We start from the raw sequence: 13,372 nt of genomic DNA on the forward strand, positions 1-13,372 counted from the left end.
ACCCAAGCCTCCGAACCGTGCCAAGTCGTTGTTATTAGGTCAAATCTCGTCGATCATACCGGCAAGCGTCTCGAGCATCGCGTGCGCAAGCTGTTTCGAGCGCTCGGGCGACCAGCCTAACTCGGGATCGGCATTGGCGTCGTGATCCTTGAACGGCATCTCCAGCGTCATCGACACCGCGCCGAAGCGCTCGGCGAGCTGGTTGGTCGACATCGACAGATTCGCAGTCCCAGGTGCGGACTTGGGGTAGCCCTTCTCGGTCTGGAAATCGGGCGTGTGCGCCGCGAGACGACGGCCGTATTCGTAGAATTTATCGCCGTGGGCGTCGGTCCAGGACGGGATGCCTTCGAAGCCGGCGATGAAGTTCGCAGGGATCGCCTCGTCGCCGTGGATGTCCATTGCGACGTCGACGCCGGTCAGGTCCATCGCATTGCGGACGCACAGGACTTCGGGGCTCTTCTCCGGCGTCGGCGTGTGCCATTCGCGGTTGAGGTTCACACCCACGGCATTGGTGCGCAGATGACCGCGGCGCGTGCCGTCCGGGTTCATGTTGGGAACGACGTTGAAGGTCGCCTTCGCCAGCAGGCCTGCGGTGATCGGGTCGGCCGAATCGGTCAGTCGCTCCAGCGCGCCTTCCATCCACCATTCGGTCATCGATTCGCCGGGATGCTGGCGACCGTAGATCCAGACCTGCTTCGGCCCCGAGCCGATCGTGAAGCAGTCGATAGCCTGACCGTCGAGCGACTGGCCGAGTTCGCGGTGCACGACACCCGGCAGCAACGCGGTGCGCGTCACCAGAGCCTCGTGCATCTCCATCGTGTACGGCGCGAAATACGCGAACCAGGCGAGATCCGTGTCGGCGGTGAAGTCGAATTCGAGCACGCCATTGTCATAGCGCGTCTCGATCATCCGCCACGCCTGCCGATCGGTGCTGGCGCGCGTCTTGTAGCCCGGCCAGCCAAACGGATAGGCCGACTTGCCCGCATTCAGGATGCGGTAGGTCAGCGTGCGGCCGGCCGCGCCCGCCACGCGGAAGTAGAACCACTGGAAGAAATCAGACTGGAAATCGGTGACGATCTCCAGGTCGATTCGGTCTCCCTCGACGGCGACAACACGAATGTTGCCGCCATCGAAGGCTGCGTTGACGGTCGGGCTCATGGTTTGCGCGTTCATTTCACTTGGATAGTGCGACCGGACTCGCCGGGGAACCCCATGAACAGCGCGCGAGCGAGCTTGTCGGCCTGGATATCGGTCCGCGCATCCTCCTTGCGGGCGTCCGCGAACGACTGCGCGCGGCCTTCCCAGACGGGCGACTGGTCGGCGGTGCGCTTGATCGTCACCGACAGCTCGGAGACGAGGATCGCGGTGCTCCCGCCGCCGCCGATCGGGAAGCCGACCCCGCCGCCGAGCCCGACGCCACCACCGCCACCACGACGACCGCCGCCGCCGCTGAAGCCGCCGCCACCGATGCCGATGCTGATCGGCGACTGCTTGGGTGGCCCTGCCTGCGTGGTGCGAGTGAAGCCTACAGTCGCGACCAGCAGCGGCTTGGCGCCGGGTGCGGGGACGCTGTAGCCGGCCTGGAGCAGCTGACCCTGCACGGCGGCGGCATAGGTCTTGAACTCGATGCTGGCGGGGCCGCCGGCGGTCAGCGGCTGGACGGCGATGGTACCGCGGTCGATCGGCTCGCCGAGATGATAGCGCAGCACTTCGGTCGGCGGCAGCGACGGGCCGGTCGCGCACGCGGTGAGGGATGCGCTTGCCAGCGCCAGGACCAGGATCGAACGAACCGCCATCGGGACTTCCTTAGAATGTTGCGCTATAGTAACGCTCCGACCAGCCGAGTGGGTTCCCGGATGGTAGGAGCGTGTCCGTTGCTTGACTTGGACACACCCCGCCATTAGGCGATCCCGTCTTTCCGCACACCTAGATTTGAAAAGAAGCGAATCGATCATGAAGATCCGCAATTCCCTGAAGTCGCTCAAGGATCGTCACCGCGATAACCGCGTGATCCGTCGTCGTGGCCGTACCTACGTCATCAACAAGACCAACCGTCGCTTCAAGGCACGCCAGGGCTAAAGCCCTGATAACGGCCGTCATCTTCGACGTCGGTCGTGTCCTTTACGACTGGGATCCCCGGATCCTGTACGAGCGCCTGATCGACGACGATCGGGCGCTCGACGCGTTCCTGCGCGATGTCGTGACGATCGACTGGCACTTCCAGCACGATGCTGGCCGCGACTTCGCCGACACCTCGGCGGAGCTGGCCGCGTTGCATCCGCAGCATGCCGACTTGATCGCCGCCTGGGGGCCGCGCTTCAACGAGAGCATCGGTGCGCGAATCGCCGGGATGCAGGAGATCGTCGAGGAGCTCGACGTAGCCGGCGTACCGCTGTTCGCGATTACCAACTTCAGCCACGAGTTCTGGCCACCCTTCCGCGCGCGGGAAGCCCATCTGTTCGACCGATTCCGCGACGTGGTCGTGTCGGGCGAGGAGAAGATGGTGAAGCCGGATGCGGCGATCTACCGTCTTGCGCTCGACCGATTCGGGTTGGCGGCGGAGGAGGCTGTGTTCGTCGACGACAACGCGGCGAACGTGGCGGGCGCGCAGGCGTTCGGAATCGAATCGGTGCTGTTTACCGATGCGGCGGATTTTCGTGCGCGGCTGGTCGAATTAGGGCTGCCGATCGCGGCGTAGCCGTCATCCTGACGAAAGTCAGGATCCAGAGCCACTAGCGTCAGGGTCGGTTACTCTGGATCCTGACTTTCGTCAGGATGACGGGGTGGCGTCGCTCACTGCTCTAGCGAAATCGATTGGCGCAGGTTCGCTACAGCCGTCTCCTGATCCGCGACCGGCGCTTCCGGGATCACGCCACCCTCGAAATCGTCCGTCACCGTCACGGTCGTCCCCAGCGTCGTCACCCCGAACAACTGCTTGGCGAAACCGAGCGGCACGCGGATGCAGCCATGCGATGCGGGGAAACCCGGGTTGCGGCCTGCGTGGATCGCGATGCCGTCCCAGGTCAGGCGTTGCATGAACGGCATCGATGCGTCGTCGTACAGGCTCGACTTGTGGACCGCGTTCTTCTGCAGGATCGGATAGGTGCCGACCGGCGTGTCTTTGCCATCCTTGCCGCTGGAGATCGTCGTCGCGGCGATCATCGTCGACCCGCGATAGACGAACGCGCGCTGCTCCATCAGGCTGACGACGACGCTGACGGGCTCGCTCGAGCCATTGTCCTTCCAGACGAACTGGTTGGGTGAGAGTTCGGTCGCGGCCTGCTCGATCGGCATCGCGGCAATGGCGGCGGCCGATGCGGCCTGCGCGGGGTTTGCGCCCGCGAGTATCGCAAAGGTCAGCCCCATTGCCATGAAAGACCGCGCCGTCCCGTTCGCCATCTTGCCCATCGTCGCGTCCGTCCTCGAATCCCGATATTTCCGCCCAACGCGCGATTCTCGAAAACGTGCCGTCGAAGGATTGAGTCGACGAACCGACCCCAAGCCGGGGTAGTTCGAGGGAACGGACCCACAACCAGTGGAAATGGTTGCAGAATATTCACGGAAAATCGGCTATAGGATGTTCCAAGAAACGGGGCAATTTCGGGAAAATCGATGCACGACGAGCAAGGTCTTGTGCGCGAACGACGCGCGCTTCTGAAGAATGGTTTGGTATTGGCGGGGGCTTTGGTGGTGCCGGGGGCAGTGTCGGCGACGACGCGTCTCGGACGTCCGCTGACCGCACGTGATTTGAAGCCGATGACGCAGCCACCGCTGCCGCGGACGACGGTCGCACTGACGTCGCCCAAGGTGGTCCGTCCCGATCTGCTGCGCCAGGCGATGGCGTCGCTCAGCCGTCACGGCAGCCGCATCCAGCATCACGACCGGATCGCGATCGCCGATTTCGCCGCACCGTCGGGCAAGCCGCGCTTCCACTTCATCGATCTCGCCAGCGGGCGCAGCACGTCGTTGCTGGTCGCGCACGGCAGCGGCTCGGATCCGGCGCATACCGGGTATTTGGAGCGCTTCTCGAACCGTTTCGGCTCGAACGCCTCGTCCGAGGGCGCGTTCGTCACCGACGATTATTATGTCGGCAAGCATGGCCGTTCGCAGCGCCTGATCGGGCTCGATCCGACCAACGACAACGCGCTCGACCGTGCGATCGTCGTGCATTCGGCATGGTACGCGAACAAGGACATGATCGAGAGCCACGGCATGCTCGGTCGCAGCCAAGGCTGCTTCGCCGTCGGCGAGCGCGATCTGGACCAGGTGTTCGCACGGCTCGGTGCCGGTCGTATGATCTACGCCGCCAAGGTCTGAAATACCGGCCCGGACCGCGCTACTCCGCGGTCTGGGCCATGCGGCTCTGCTGCATCCTCCGGCGGGCGCGCCTGACGCCGCCGATGAGCCCCGACCACAACAGCGCTTCGACGCCGGCATAGCCGAGCCCGAGATGATCGGGGCGCACCGCCAGCACGTCTTGCAGGCTGACCGTTCCGGCACGCAGCCCTGCCCGGCCGATATCGCCCCAGCGTCGCGCGGTCTCCCAGCGGATCAGGCGGATATCGTGTGCCAAGCAGTCGTGCGTCGCCAGGAAGTCCGCCTGGATCACGCTCAGCGCACTGCCCAGCGTGGCCAGCGCGGCACGATCGGGCACGGGTCGCTTGGCCATGTTGTGCAGCACCATCAGCCGCGCGACCCGCTCCGCGCGATCGTCGAACAGGCGAGCGTAGCGTTCGGTCAGGACGCGGACCGAGGCGGCCTCCATCGTATCGACGAAGCGCTTCGAGACACCGCCGGGGTGGACGCGGTACAGCACCAGCGCTTCGTCCAGCCGCGCGATCGCGCCGAAATGCTGGATCCGCTGATACAGGTCGAAATCTTCGGCATACAGGAGCTCCGGCCGTGTCACCGGGTCGAGCTGTCGCGCCACCTCCGTCCGCATCATCGTCGACGACCAGACCAAGGGGTTCTCGATACACGTCAGCCACGCGACCAGCGCGGGCGTGGTGGTCGGCGCGTAGCTGGACGGACCGACCACGCCGGCGGTCAGCAGTTCGGCGGCGGTGCCCAACAAGACGGTGTTTGGATGCGCGTCGAGATACGCCACTTGCCGCTCGAAGCGATCGGGGCGGCAGATATCGTCATGGTCGAGCGCGGCGATGTAGCGGCCGCGTGCTTCCGCAAACCCGCGGTTGCGCGCGAGCACCGGGCCCCCGTTTTTTGCCATCTGGACCAGTCGCACGCGTGGATCTGGCCAGGCGCGCACCACCTCGCGCGTGTCGTCGGTCGAGCAATCGTCGACGACGATGACCTCGAAATCGGTGAAGGTCTGCGCTTGCAGACTGGCGAGCGTCTCCTCGATCAATCCGGCGCCATTATACGCCGCCATGACCACGCTGACGACGGGGCTAACGGCGGGGCTCACGACGGGATCAGCCGTTCGGTCGTCCGACGTCACGCTGCTGCCAGTGCCTTCGATGCCATCACCTGATCGATTATCATCAACCCCACGTCGTTCTGCCAGAGCCATAAGCCATTGGCCTGCCCGGAGAAACTGGATTCGCCACCGAGAGCACCCCAGGGCACGAAGCCGGCGGCGAGGCCAAGACCGTAGAGGCCGGGGATCGGTCCGCCCTGATCGTCGACGATCCGGCAGTGGCGGTCGACCATCGGCTTTCCGTCATGCGCCGCCAGCGGCATCTGCGCGCCGTCGCGATCGGCGAGCGGCATCGCGATCGGTCGATAGCCCAGTGCCGCGATGACGAGATCCGCTCCGGCAATCGCCGCTCGTGCGACCGCATCGTCGTCGCCCGTGATCCGGTGCAGCGCCACGCGGGGATCGGGCACGCGGCCGTCGATACCGAGCATCCGCAGCACCAGATCGCGCGCTTCGAGGCGGAAGCCCGCGAGGCGGTAGACGAACCCCGATACCGGGCAGATGTCGTCGGGACCGAAATCGGTGAACCCCTCGGCATGCGCGGCCTCGACCGAATGATAGAAGGGGCGGAGCGGCTTGCGGTGCAGGAGCGTGATGGCCCCTGCCCCCAACGGCAGCGGGGGCTGGCTCTTCAGCAACAGCGCGATCGTGGTCAGCGCGCTGGTCGACCCACCGATCACCGCGATCTTCGGTGCGCGCTTGCCGGTCAGGATATCGGCGACCTTCTCGAACCCGCCGGTCGTCAGCACGTCGTCGGACTGGAGCAGGCGCCCGCTCGCCAACTCGATCAGCCCGGCCCCCGCGACCCGCTGCGTGGCGAGCCGGTCGAGCGGTTGGTGACCGCCGGTCGCGACGACGATGTTGCGCGCGAGTTGCTCGAAGACATGGCCGTCGGCGAGGCGCCGGACCTGGACGCTCCACAGGCCCTCGCCGACGCGTTTCGCACCTAGTGCCTCGTGCCCGGTCAGCACGACGCCGCGATTGGCGCGGACGATATCGGTCAGCCGGTCGCCGGTCGCGCGCAGCAGCGGCCCGACCTCGGTCAACGGTACGCCCAGCGCGCCCTCGTGCGCCGCGACCGCACGTCCGGCGGGATGATCGACCAGCCGCGCGAGTTCGGGATGCACGTTGCCTCGGACCGCGGTCAGGAAGGTCTGCGCGGTCGAATCCGACGTGATCGCATAGCGCCCGAGCCGCCCGCCACCGATCGCATTGCCGCGCTCGATCACCATCAGCCCGGACGCGGCGAGATCGGGGAGCAGGCCGCGCTTGGTCGCCGAGGTGAGCATCGCCGTCCCCGCGGGACCGCCGCCGATCACGATGACCGAGGCGATCTTGCCGCCCGCCCCTCGCACCGACGCACGCCGGTCGAGCGGCCGGACGATCGCGGCGCAGGCGTTCGCGAGCGCTTCGGCAGCGCGCCGCGCGTCTGCGACCGACATCGCATCGGTGATCGGCAGCGACAGCATCCGCCCGGCGATCCTGTCGGCGACCGGAGTCGGCTCGATCATCGCGGTCGCCTGGAACCAGGGCTGTTCGCCGAGATGCGGGCTGAAATAGCGGCCGCAGCCGACGCCGTCCGCCTCGATCGCCTCGACGATCGCGTCGCGGTGATGCGCGATGTGTTCGGGGAGCAGCACCGGCATGAACTGCATCGAGCGACGCCGGCCCGATACCGCCTGGAACTGGAAGTCGGGGAGCGTGGCGCGATAGGTTTCCTCCAGCACGGCGCGGTGGTTGGCGATCCCATCGATCTCGGCCAGCTTGGTCTGCGCCATGATGGCGGTGATCTCGGGCAGCTTGGCGTTGATGCCCGGCAAAGTCGCGTTGCGGCTGCCTTCGAATCCGAAATTGCCCATCGACCGCAGCGTCGCGATCAGGTCGACGTCACCGCTATGGATCAAGCCGCCCTCGCCCACCGCGAACGTCTTGGTGGCATGCATCGAATGGACCACCGCGAACGGCGCGCGCGCGCCGAAGCCGAGCCCCGAATCGTCGAGCGTGCCGAGCGAGGAGGCTGCGTCGATCACGATTCCGACGCCGTAGCGCCGCTGGAAATGCACGTAGCGGTCGAGGTCGATCGCGTTGCCGAACGTCGCATAGGGCACGACCACGCCGATCCGCTCGCCGTGGCGCTGGAGCAGCCGCTCCTCCTCCAGCGCGCACGCACCCCAATCGTCCGGGTCGATGTCGCAGACCAGTGGCGTCAGCCCCGCCCATGCCGCGGCCTGTGCGGTCGCGGCGAAGGTGAGTGCGGGCATTAGCGCGAGCGTGCCCTGCTTGGGGTTCAGCCCGCCGGTCCGCATACCCGAGGCATGGCGGATCGCGAGCATCAGCCCGAGCGTGGCATTGCCGACGGCGAGGCTGGCGCCGTGGCCGCCGAAGAGCTTATCGGTGACGCCAACCTCGAACGCGCGAACCTCGGGGCCGTTGTTGCTGAACACGCCCGACGCCTCGACGCGGCGCAGCGCATCGAGGTGCTCGCTCAGCCGCGGCGGGTTCGGCGCGATCAGGGGGAGGCGTTTCATCGGCGATCCGGTCTGTTGTGCCGCAGACCTATGATCCACGGCCTCCTAAGAACCAGTTACGCTGCCACATTACGACGGATGCAGGGCGATGTTTTCCTTACATCATCCCGGCACGTGTCCGGGATGATGTAAGACTAATCAACGTATTAGCGGAAGGCTGATGTAACTTTCGTCGAGTCCGGCGACCGTCACCTTCTGCGTCACCTTCACGTAATCCTTCGGTTGCGCGAAGAAGATGTTCGGGACGAAGGTCTGCGGGTTGCGATCGTAGAGCGGGAACCAGCTCGACTGGACCTGCACCATGATCTTGTGCCCAGGCAGGAAGACGTGGTTGGTGGTCGGCAGCGCGAACTTGTATTTGAGCGGCACGTTCGCCGCGATCGGCTTGGCCACGGCCAGATCCTCGCGATAGCGCCCGCGGAAGATGTCCATCGCCACCGATAGTTGATAGCCCGCCATCGCCTTGTCGCCGGGGTTTACGTCCGGATACACGTCGATGAGCTTCACCACCCAGTCGCTGTCGGTGCCGCTGGTCGAGGCGGTCAGGTTCACCTCCGGAACACCCGCGATCGTTGTCGGCGTCGTAAGCGCATCGGTGGTGAAGGTCAGCACGTCAGGCCGGCCGGAGACCGCGCGCTGGTCGTCGACCAGCCACTGTTTCCAGGTCGATCCGCTCGCATAGGTCGGCAGCGTCGGGCGCACGCGGTAGCCGACCGGCGTGGCCGGATCGGAGATGTAATCCGCGGTCGTCGCCGCGCCACCAGCCGCCTGGAACCCGAGCGTGCCACCGGGCTTGAGGTAAAGCGGCGTCCCCGCGGCCTGCGCGGTCGGCCATTTGTCGAGCCCCTGCCACTCGTTGCGGCCCGACTGGAACATCGTCACCGGCGCGACGTCCATCGCCGGCTGGTCGCTCTTCAAATAATGCGCGAGGAACGGCGCGAGGACGTGCCAGCGCCACCATTTGGCGGTGTCGGCATCCCATTTGATCGCGCCCAGCGCGCTGCCGTCGCGCACCTCCTGCCCGTGATACCAGGGGCCCATCGACAGATAGACCATGTCGTTGGCGGTGTCCTTGGGCTCCAGCGCGCGGTAGACTGCAGGCGCACCGTAGATGTCCTCCTGATCCCACAACCCGCCGACGATCAGCGTCGGTACCTTCAATGGCTGGCCGGCGAGCACGGTGTCCATCGCTTGGCTCGACCAGAACGAGTCGTAGGCGGGATGCTGCGTGATCTTGCGCCAGAAGCCGAGCTGTTCGAGGCCTTGTGCCTTGCCGATCGCGCCCGCCGAGCCACCCTTGAGGTAATAGTCATAGTCGTCGGCGGTGTCGGTGATCCACGGCGTGCCGGCATCCTTGGTCGCCTCCTGCCCGAGGATGTAGGGCATCATGCCCTCGCGGAACGCGCCGTTGTGGAACCAGTCGTCGCCCCGCCAGCCATCGACCATCGGGTTCATCGGCACCGACACCTTCAACGCCGGATGCGGGTTGATCAGCGCCATCAGCGGCAGGAAGCCGTCATAGCTGATCCCGCTGATTCCGACGCGGCCGTTCGATTCGGGGACGTGCTTCACCAGCCAGTCGATCGTGTCGTAGGTGTCCGTCGAATCGTCGGTCTTGGTCGGGTTCTGCGCAGTCCCGGCGCGCGCGGGGTTCATCATGTAGATGCCCTCGGAAGCGTGCATGCCGCGAACGTCCTGGATCACGCGGATAAAGCCCGCTGCGGCAATCACGTCGCCCGCGCCGTCGCCGTGTTCGAGGATGCCGGCATAGGTGCCGCTGTCGACCTTGGTCTGGCCGTCGGCGTCATAGGGCGTGCGGGTCATCAAGATGCCGGCATCCTTCGCGCCCTTCGGTACGATGATGACGGTGTGGAGCTTCACTCCGTCCCGCATCGGAATCTCGACCACCTTGCGCACATAGTCGTAGCCGACGTCGCGCGGCGCCATCTTGGCGGGGCGTTCGTCGTAGTTCTGCGCGGTCGCGGGAGTGGTTGTCGCGGTAGCCAGCGCGGCGATGGCGCAGGCGGCAAACAGACGGGTCGTCAATTTCATTTTCTTCTTCCTTCCCTCCCGGACTGAAAAAGAAAAAGGCCCGCCTTTCCGTGTGGAAAGACGAGCCCCTCTCGTAGCAATTCAGGCGATCAGGCCGTCCGCGTGCCGGTCAGCGGGAAGCTGCCGAAAGCGCCGGCCGCGACGCTGCCCTTTAGGACGTCGTCCTCGACGGTCGCCTTGCAGTCGAGCGTCATCGGCATCGGCACGGTCATGCTCTGCTTCCAGGTGATCGTGTCGCCATCGACGTCACCGGTGACGTCCATGCCACCCATCGCACCCGACACCGCACCGGTGAAGGTGTTGCCGGCGCTGTTGACGGTCAACGTCATCTTCTGATCGCCCAGCGGCGATTTGACCACGCAATCCCAGCTGCCATCGACGTTTGCCATTGCTCTCTCTCCTGAAACTATTTGGCGCCGGCTACCGACGCCGCGGGGATGACCTCGACCGGGAGGCCGATGCTGTCAAGCTGCGGGCGCACCGTCTTCGCATCGCCGACCACGACCCAGATCGTCTTCTTCGGGTCGAGCGCCTGCTGGATCGCCGTGTTGAGTTGCGGCAGGTTAAGGCCCTGGTATCGCTGCGTGATCGTCGCATAGTAATTGTCGGGTCGCTTGAGCAGATCGTTCTGCTGCATCGCGCCCAGAACCGCGTCGGACGTCTCGAAATTACCCGAAAGCGAGCGGATCGCGCCATTGATCGCCCGGTCGAACTCCGCCTGGGTCATCGGCTCCTTGCCGAGGAACGCGCCGATATCGCTGCGCAGTGCAGCGATCGACGGACCGGTCTGGTCCGCCTGCACCGGTGCCGACAGGATGTACGGCGCGGCGTTCTCCGACTGCTGGAAGCGACCCGAGACGCCGTAGGACCAGTGCTTGCTCTCGCGCAGGTCCATGTTGACGCGGCCGAGGAAGCTGCCGCCGAGCGCATCGTTCGCGGTCGCGATCGGCAACAGGTCCTGCGTGCCCTTGAGGCCCGTTGGCACGCCCGCGATGATCAGCGACTGCGGGCTGTCGGGCCGGTCGATCAGGACGATCTTCGGCGCGGACGGCGTCACGCCCGCGGGGAACGCCTTCACGCCCGCCGCACCCGTCGGCCGCCACGTCCCGAACCGCGCGTCGAGCGCCGCCTTCACCTCGGCAAGCGGACGATCGCTGACGACGAAGATCTTCGCCTTGTCGGGCCGTAGCCATGCCTGCTGGAACGCGACCAGATCGGCACGGGTCAGCGCAGCCACCGCCGTCGGATCACCACTGCCCTGCGCCTTTGCATAGGGCGAGTTCGGCCCGAGCAGCGGCGGCAGCACGCGCGTTGCCAGCCCCTGCGGGCTGGTCAGTTCCTGCGCGATCTGTGCGAGCTGCTGGTTCTTGACGCGCGCGACCTCGGCATCGGCGAACGCGGGGTTCTGCGCGATGTCGGCGAACAGGTCGACAGCGGGTGCGAGATTGGCACTCGGCACCTGCAACGACAGGAAGGTCCGGTCGTTTGACGCGCCCGTGCCGATCTCCGCGCCGAGACGCTCCTTCGCTTCGGCCAGCGCGACCGAATTGCGGGTCGGCGTGCCCTCGTCCATCATCGACAGCGTCAGTTGCTGTGTGCCGAGCTTGCCGGGGACATCGGCCGCGACGCCCGCGTCGAAGCTGAGCACCGCCTGCGTGACGGGAACGGCGGTGCGCTGTGCGTAGACCAGCTCGATACCGTTCGCGAGGCGGGTACGCTGGACCGCCGGGAAGCTGAGGCCGGCGACGGTGCCGACGCCGGGCAGCGGCCCGCGCGTGCCCTTGAACGGCACGTCTGCGGCGGGTGGCACGTCGACCTTGGGGGGCACGACCGCGTTGGCATAGGCATCGCGCGGTCCGGGCACGACGGTCAGCGAATAGGCCGGGCGCGACAGCCACTTCGCCGCCGCCGCACGCACGCTCGCCGGCGTTTCGGCTGCGAGCTGCAGGAGCTGTTTCTTGTAGAAGCCCGGATCGTTCGAATACAGCGCGCCTTCGGCCAGCGTCACCGCCTTGCCGCCGAACCCGCCGACGGACTCCAAGCCCTCCATCGTGCTCGCTGCGGTGGTCGTCGCGACCCGGCTCACCTCGTCCGCGGTCGGCCCGTTCTTGATGAAGTCCGCCATGATCTCGTCGATCCGCTTCGACACGAGCGCAGGGTCGACGCCTTGGCGAACGATCGCACGGATGCCGAACATGCCGAGCTGGCTGAAGCTGCGGTTATAGGCGGAAATGCTGACGACGAGCTTCTCCTTCTTGACCAGCGCGGTGTCGAACCGGCTGCTGGCGAGGCCGCCGAGCACGCCCGCCGCGACGTCGAGCGCCGTGCCATCCTTGTCGTTCAGGCCCGGCACCACCCAGTTGCGGCTGACCATGACGGCGGCGACGCGGTCCTTGATCGTCTCGCTGACCGGGGCAGGCAGGGTCGGGATCGGCGCGGGCGGGACGATGCTCTCGGGGCCCTTCGGGATGCCGCCGAAATACTTCTCCGCGAGCCGCTTGGCGGTCGCCGCATCGACGTCGCCGGCGATTACGAGCACCGCGTTGTTCGGGCCGTAATGATCCTTGAACCAGTCCTTCACCGTCTGCAGCGAGGCGGCGTCGAGATCCGCCATCGAGCCGATCGTGGTGTGGCCGTACGGGTGATCCGCGGGGAACAGGCCCTCGGTAATCTTGTACTGGGTCAGGCCGTAGGGCTGATTGTCGCCCTGGCGCTTCTCGTTCTGGACGACGCCGCGCTGCTCGTCGAGCACACCCTGCGTGATCGCGCCGGTGAGATAGCCCATCCGGTCGGATTCGAGGAACAGCGCGCGGTCGAGCGCCGCGGTCGGCACCGTCTCGAAGTAATTGGTGCGATCGAAATAGGTGGTGCCGTTGAAGTCGGTCGCGCCGACCTGTTTCAGCGGTTCGAAGAAATCGCCGGGTGCGTTCTCGGACCCGTTGAACATCAGATGCTCGAACAGATGCGCGAAGCCGGTCTTGCCCTTGGGTTCGAACTTCGATCCGACGTTGTACCAGACGCTGACTGCGACGACGGGTGCCTTGCGGTCGGTGTGCACGACGACGCGCAGGCCGTTCTTCAGCGTGAACTGCTGGTAGGGGATATCGACCGACTTGACGAGATCCGCGACCGGTGCAGGCTTTGCCGCAGGAGTTGCTGTGCGCTGGCCCTGACCGAATGCGGGCGAGACGAGAGCAATTGCGGCGACGCCGGCAAGCGCGGTCATTTTCAAAGCCATATGCGAACATTACCCCGTGTTTCAGAATGATATCGTCGCAGCATAGCCACGCTTTGTCGCCGGGCAACAGATAGATATATCGAATTTCGAGGAGGTTCTCGACGGTGCATCGTACGT

At 66.0% G+C, this 13,372-nt stretch carries 11 protein-coding genes; 3 read left to right on the forward strand and 8 right to left on the reverse strand.

Annotated elements, in window-relative coordinates; genetic code table 11:
* Nucleotides 1-39 precede the first annotated feature (39 nt).
* Both ASE82_RS12815 and ASE82_RS12820 read right to left on the reverse strand, forming a co-directional pair.
* On the reverse strand, nucleotides 40-1,158 hold the full coding sequence (locus tag ASE82_RS12815; RefSeq protein ID WP_082441523.1) for a M14 family metallopeptidase: 1,119 nt from the start codon (nucleotides 1,156-1,158) through the stop codon (nucleotides 40-42).
* An 11-nt stretch (nucleotides 1,159-1,169) separates the two neighbouring features.
* The gene (locus tag ASE82_RS12820) at nucleotides 1,170-1,796 is read right to left on the reverse strand and encodes a DUF4136 domain-containing protein (protein WP_056063889.1); all 627 of its coding nucleotides are present in this window, start codon (nucleotides 1,794-1,796) and stop codon (nucleotides 1,170-1,172) included.
* 157 nt (nucleotides 1,797-1,953) lie between these two features.
* On the opposite strand from ASE82_RS12820, the gene ykgO reads away from it, so the two are divergent.
* Nucleotides 1,954-2,079, forward strand: coding sequence for a type B 50S ribosomal protein L36 (gene ykgO, locus ASE82_RS12825; RefSeq protein ID WP_003046794.1), 126 nt, complete (start codon nucleotides 1,954-1,956; stop codon nucleotides 2,077-2,079).
* A gap of 4 nt (nucleotides 2,080-2,083) precedes the next feature.
* Nucleotides 2,084-2,698, forward strand: coding sequence for an HAD family hydrolase (locus ASE82_RS12830; protein WP_056064717.1), 615 nt, complete (start codon nucleotides 2,084-2,086; stop codon nucleotides 2,696-2,698).
* Between the two features lie 95 nt (nucleotides 2,699-2,793).
* On the opposite strand, the gene ASE82_RS12835 is transcribed toward ASE82_RS12830, so the two are convergent.
* Nucleotides 2,794-3,408, reverse strand: coding sequence for a L,D-transpeptidase family protein (locus tag ASE82_RS12835; RefSeq protein WP_235524696.1), 615 nt, complete (start codon nucleotides 3,406-3,408; stop codon nucleotides 2,794-2,796).
* A gap of 204 nt (nucleotides 3,409-3,612) precedes the next feature.
* Between ASE82_RS12835 and ASE82_RS12840 the strand changes: the two genes are divergently transcribed.
* Nucleotides 3,613-4,317 carry a murein L,D-transpeptidase catalytic domain family protein gene (locus tag ASE82_RS12840; RefSeq protein ID WP_056063892.1) on the forward strand — a complete coding sequence of 235 codons (705 nt, stop codon included), beginning with the start codon at nucleotides 3,613-3,615 and terminating at the stop codon, nucleotides 4,315-4,317.
* A 19-nt stretch (nucleotides 4,318-4,336) separates the two neighbouring features.
* Here ASE82_RS12840 and ASE82_RS12845 read toward each other — a convergent pair whose 3' ends face one another.
* The 5 genes from ASE82_RS12845 to ASE82_RS12865 form a co-directional block, all read right to left on the reverse strand.
* On the reverse strand, nucleotides 4,337-5,425 hold the full coding sequence (locus tag ASE82_RS12845; protein WP_235524697.1) for a glycosyltransferase family 2 protein: 1,089 nt from the start codon (nucleotides 5,423-5,425) through the stop codon (nucleotides 4,337-4,339).
* 29 nt (nucleotides 5,426-5,454) lie between these two features.
* Nucleotides 5,455-7,965: a DegT/DnrJ/EryC1/StrS family aminotransferase gene (locus ASE82_RS12850; RefSeq protein ID WP_056063897.1), complete on the reverse strand. Its 2,511-nt coding sequence runs from the start codon at nucleotides 7,963-7,965 to the stop codon at nucleotides 5,455-5,457.
* Between the two features lie 138 nt (nucleotides 7,966-8,103).
* On the reverse strand, nucleotides 8,104-10,017 hold the full coding sequence (locus ASE82_RS12855) for a CocE/NonD family hydrolase (RefSeq protein ID WP_056063901.1): 1,914 nt from the start codon (nucleotides 10,015-10,017) through the stop codon (nucleotides 8,104-8,106).
* A gap of 89 nt (nucleotides 10,018-10,106) precedes the next feature.
* Nucleotides 10,107-10,406, reverse strand: a complete 300-nt coding sequence (locus ASE82_RS12860) for a hypothetical protein (RefSeq protein WP_056063904.1) — start codon at nucleotides 10,404-10,406, stop codon at nucleotides 10,107-10,109.
* A 17-nt stretch (nucleotides 10,407-10,423) separates the two neighbouring features.
* Entirely contained in the window at nucleotides 10,424-13,255 is a 2,832-nt protein-coding gene (locus ASE82_RS12865) for a M16 family metallopeptidase (RefSeq protein WP_056063907.1), read from the reverse strand.
* Between the last annotated feature and the right edge of the window lie 117 nt (nucleotides 13,256-13,372).

Source organism: Sphingomonas sp. Leaf230 (assembly GCF_001421745.1).
Lineage (GTDB): Bacteria > Pseudomonadota > Alphaproteobacteria > Sphingomonadales > Sphingomonadaceae > Sphingomonas.